The 2619-nt window shown below is 44.7% G+C and carries 5 protein-coding genes; 2 read left to right on the plus strand and 3 right to left on the minus strand.

What is annotated here, in order from left to right; translation table 11 throughout:
• Positions 1-151 precede the first annotated feature (151 nt).
• Positions 152-448 carry a hypothetical protein gene (locus tag JGK16_RS32450; RefSeq protein WP_293187134.1) on the minus strand — a complete coding sequence of 99 codons (297 nt, stop codon included), beginning with the start codon at positions 446-448 and terminating at the stop codon, positions 152-154.
• Here JGK16_RS32450 and JGK16_RS32455 point away from each other — a divergent pair.
• Positions 437-955, plus strand: a complete 519-nt coding sequence (locus JGK16_RS32455) for a pentapeptide repeat-containing protein (RefSeq protein ID WP_293187135.1) — start codon at positions 437-439, stop codon at positions 953-955. The genes JGK16_RS32450 and JGK16_RS32455 overlap by 12 nt on opposite strands.
• 169 nt (positions 956-1124) lie before the next feature.
• Here JGK16_RS32455 and JGK16_RS32460 read toward each other — a convergent pair whose 3' ends face one another.
• Positions 1125-1247, minus strand: coding sequence for a hypothetical protein (locus tag JGK16_RS32460; protein ID WP_096830678.1), 123 nt, complete (start codon positions 1245-1247; stop codon positions 1125-1127).
• Between the two features lie 20 nt (positions 1248-1267).
• On the opposite strand from JGK16_RS32460, the gene JGK16_RS32465 reads away from it, so the two are divergent.
• Positions 1268-1711 (plus strand): DNA-3-methyladenine glycosylase, encoded by a 444-nt coding sequence (locus JGK16_RS32465; protein WP_366039883.1) that lies wholly within the window; start codon positions 1268-1270, stop codon positions 1709-1711.
• On the opposite strand, the gene JGK16_RS32470 is transcribed toward JGK16_RS32465, so the two are convergent.
• A partial coding sequence (locus JGK16_RS32470) for a transposase (RefSeq protein WP_293193995.1) occupies positions 1683-2619 on the minus strand: 937 nt, incomplete at its 5' end. The two genes, JGK16_RS32465 and JGK16_RS32470, sit on opposite strands and share 29 nt — an antisense overlap.

The raw sequence follows: 2619 nt of genomic DNA on the forward strand, positions 1-2619 counted from the left end.
GTTCGGTCAGTTTCATGATAGATTTTAGAGACATAAGATACGCTGCACACTGAAATTATCTTTGGGTCATTATAGGATCAATCATTCTGTGGTGCTCCCTAAGCGGTTTCCTCATCCGCCGGATCGCCGTAGGGATCTTCGCTGGCGGGGGTCAGATTGCCGAACATTCCAGCATCCGCGTAGGAGTCGGCAAAATTTGTTTGTTGGTGGGCTGCCCAAAGCGAAGTGAAGCAGCCGGACGGGGCGAGTCCGAAACCAAAAGCAGCACTGGTGAGGGAGAGAAGGCGGGATTTATCAGTCCGGCGGGATTTAACTGCGCCTCCGTGCTTGTCTGAAATGGTGGCAATTTTTTTGTGGAAATTCTGGAGATGTCGATCGCACTGCTGTATGAATAATTAACCGAGATAGAAAGCCACAGTGGCTTTTCAGAATTTTTATGAAAATCCAAAATATAATTACTGCTGGATTGTCGATCGCCCTTTTATTAGCTGCAACCAAATACATACCTGATTTTAACCAGCAAAACCAAGTCAAGCAATTGCTGGAGACCAAACAGTGTCCCGAATGCAATCTCAGCAATGTCAACTTGAAGGGAATGGACTTACAAGGATTTAACTTGCAGGGAGCCAACCTAGAAGGTGCTAACTTATCAGGAGCAAAACTGGCGAATGCTAACTTAAAAAATGCCAACTTGAATAAAGCCAACCTGACAGGTTCTGATTTGGGATGTAGCGGCATAAGTTTCAATCTTGATACTAATGGTCAAGCAGCAAATATGGATTTTAAAGTTAGTGCCGTACCCGAAAAGAATAACCCAGAAAATGCAGTAGTTGGTTTTAACATGAAATCAACAGACCGAGGAACCACAATGCGTTTCAATCTTCCGGGATGCGCGGATTTCGAGAATGCTACAATGCAGGAAACTAAAATGCCCGATGGCAACATTCATCCTTAATTTCAGCAAATATAGTAACCTGCTGTATCATCATTTCTCAACTGCTTTTCATTCTTTCTGTTCTCTATTTTCTCTTTCTCTGTGTCCTCTGTGGCCTCTGCGGTTCATAAAAAAACCGCTGTCTCAATAGCAGACAGCGGTTTTTTAGGCCAGTAATTACCAGCTAAAATTAGTGAGCAGAACCGTTACCGTGATACTTGTCACTATCGTAGAATCCGTTTTTTGTGCCGAAGAACAAACAGCACACGGTGAAAACTGCTGTCAAGACTGCTAAAACTAACTTAACGTCCATAATTTACTGTCTCCTGTTGAATGAGTGCAAATACTCAGATTGTAGAATCTTTTTGGCTGGCGCGGACATCTACCAGCGTAGCGCCTGATTTACTGGGCTGTACTCTGGTGCGACAGTTTCCTGATGGCGAGATTATTCGGGGAATGATTGTGGAAACAGAAGCTTACGCCCCGGGAGATCCTGCTTGTCACGCTTACCGACAGCAGACTCCTCGCAATCAGGCGATGTTCGGGCGTGCGGGTATCGGCTACGTTTACTTAATTTACGGGATGTATCACTGTTTTAACGTGGTGACGGATGCGGAGGGGGTTGGTAGCGCTGTACTGGTGCGAGCTTTGCAGCTAGATGCGCCTTCTGTCAAGTTCGCTGCAATTCCCGAAAAAAAGCTGTTGCGCCTCGCCGCCGGGCCTGGGAAGCTGTTTGACACTCCCCTGCCTAAAGGCGAGGGGATTCTTTGTTCATAGACTCAACTTGCTCAGACAGGATTTCTCCAGCCAAAGTAGAGGTCAAATCTCCCAAAGCGTTCGGGTTTAAAACCCAAGTTCCGGTATGCCCTACCGTACTCAAGGCTAATTTCAGAATATTAATCGCTGCGTTCCAATCCCTATCCATAACAAATCCACATTCACAAACGTGGGTTCTTACGGATAGGGATTTTTTTACGATTGCACCGCAATTTGAACATTTTTGTGAAGTATAAGCAGGATTAACGGCAACCGTTACCCGACCAAATTTCACACCAAAATACTCCAACCACTTTCTGAATTGATACCAACCTGCGTCATTAATCGATTTAGCGAGACAGTGATTCTTTACTAGATTCTTTATTCTCAAATCTTCGTAAGCGACCAAATCGTTAGATTGGATTACGCAACGCGCCAGTTTCTTAGCGTGTTCTTCACGTTGCCGACTTATTTTGAGGTGTACTCGTCCTAATCGATTAATTGCTTTCTTGCGGTTGGCAGAGCCTTTCTTTTTGCGAGAAACACGGCGTTGCCGAAACTTCAGCCGTTTCTCGCTTGTTCGATAAAACTTGGGATTCGGTTCAACATGACCATCGGAGTCTGTATAAAACTCTTTCAGTCCCACGTCTAGTCCAACTGTTTTACCTACTGGTGCTGCATCTACTTTGTTGTCGGCGCTGATTGCAAATTGAACGTAGTAACCATCAGCGCGATGTATCAAACGAACTCGTTTAATCTGATCGATTTGGTAGAAATTGAGATCCCACGTTCCTTTTAGTTTGAGCTTGCCAATTCCCTTTTTATCAGTGAATGTGATTTGCTTCCGAGTTTCTGAGAGTTTCCAGCCGCTGACTTTATACTCAACTGAGCGACTGTTTTTCTTGAAAGTCGGATAACCTTTCTTTCCG

This window comes from Microcoleus sp. PH2017_09_SFU_O_A, assembly GCF_020738625.1.
Classification (GTDB): Bacteria; Cyanobacteriota; Cyanobacteriia; order Cyanobacteriales; family Microcoleaceae; genus Microcoleus.

What these genes read in the sequence shown, in the direction of transcription:
- JGK16_RS32465 (WP_366039883.1), top strand. Translation starts at nt 1,268, where the DNA reads ATGAGTGCAAATACTCAGATTGTAGAATCTTTTTGGCTGGCGCGGACA.
- JGK16_RS32455 (WP_293187135.1), top strand. Translation starts at nt 437, where the DNA reads ATGAAAATCCAAAATATAATTACTGCTGGATTGTCGATCGCCCTTTTA.
- JGK16_RS32460 (WP_096830678.1), bottom strand. Translation starts at nt 1,247, where the DNA reads ATGGACGTTAAGTTAGTTTTAGCAGTCTTGACAGCAGTTTTCACCGTG.